2 protein-coding genes are annotated in these 1,358 nt (G+C 71.9%); both read right to left on the bottom strand.

Annotated features, from left to right (window positions below; all coding sequences use genetic code 11):
- The coding region (locus tag ACGFZW_RS38890; RefSeq protein WP_393898063.1) for an amino acid permease at positions 1-508 on the bottom strand (508 nt) is incomplete at its 3' end.
- A gap of 161 nt (positions 509-669) precedes the next feature.
- Complete coding sequence (locus ACGFZW_RS38895; RefSeq protein ID WP_393898064.1) at positions 670-1,296, bottom strand: YigZ family protein; 627 nt, start codon at positions 1,294-1,296, stop codon at positions 670-672.
- Positions 1,297-1,358: the final 62 nt, after the last annotated feature.

Genomic DNA, 1,358 nt, shown 5'->3' on the forward strand with positions numbered 1-1,358 from the left:
CGATCATCACCGTCCACAGCACGACGGTGAGCCTGGCGATGTTCTCCACCCGCCGCCACAGCACGACGAGGACCCCGGCGGTGACGACGAGACCGACGACGTCGCCCTGCGCCTGGCTCATGCCCGGCCACAGATAGCCGAGGTACTGCACGAAGCCGATGACGCCGGTGGCCATGCCGAGCGGGATGAACAGCATCGCCGTCCACACGAACAGAAACGGCATCAGCTTTCCGGTCCGGTACTGGAACGCCTGCCGCAGATAGACGTAGCTGCCCCCGGCCCCCGGCAGCGAGGCGCCCAGCTCCGCCCAGACCAGCCCGTCGGCGAGGGCGAGCACCGCGCCCGCGAGGAAACCGATGACGGCCTGCGGCCCGCCGAACGCCGCGACCATCAGCGGAATGGTCACGAAGGGGCCGATGCCGCACATCTGGCTCATGTTGATCGCGGTGGCCTGGAAGAGGCCGATACGGCGGACGAAACCCGTGCGCTCGTCGAGCAGGTCAGGCATCGGTGTCGGCCCCTTCTCGCGCCCGCTCGCCCACCCGGCAGCGGCCCGTTCCCGGCCCCCACAGGCTGGCACCCTCCGCGGCCCGTGCCCACGTCCACCGGCGAAAACGCCCGGCGGCTCCCCCGGAATGGCCGGGATGCGACGCCCGCTCCGCCGTTCGGTCAGAGGTCCCCGTACGCCTCGCCGCCGAGCTCCAGCCGCGCCGCGCCCGCGGTGGTGTCGGCCAGCCACGCGGTGAAGGACTCCAGGTCGGCTTCCGGCAGACCGACCTCGATGCGTACCTCGGCTCCGTAGGAGACCTCACGCACCGCCCGGCCCGTCGTGCGCAGGTCGTTCTCCACCCGGCCGGCCCGCTGATGGTCGACGGTGATCGTCGCCAGCCGGAACCGCTGCCGGGTCACGGTGCCCAGCGCGTCCAGCGCCTCGCCGACGACGCCTCCGTAGGCCCGGATGAGGCCGCCCGCGCCGAGCTTCACACCGCCGAACCAGCGCGTGACGACGGCCACGACATAGCGCATCTCGCGGCGCAACAGCATCTGCAGCATCGGTACACCGGCGGTGCCCCCCGGTTCGCCGTCGTCACTCGCCTTCTGGATGCCGCCGTCGGCACCGAGGACGTACGCGAAGCAGTGGTGGCGGGCTCCCGGGTGCTCCTTGCGGATGCGCGCGATGAAGTCCTGGGCCTCGGCCTCGGTGGCGACGGGTGCCAGCGAGCAGAGGAAGCGGGACTTGTTGATCTCGATCTCGTGGACACCCTCGCGCGCGAGAGTCCGGTACTGCTCCTGCATCGCACCAGCCTATGCGGCCCCACCGGCGGGCGGGCACCGGGCGCCCGCGGGGGTCACGCCGC

It is taken from the genome of Streptomyces sp. NPDC048248, assembly GCF_043201875.1.
In the GTDB taxonomy this organism is placed as follows: Bacteria; Actinomycetota; Actinomycetes; order Streptomycetales; family Streptomycetaceae; genus Streptomyces.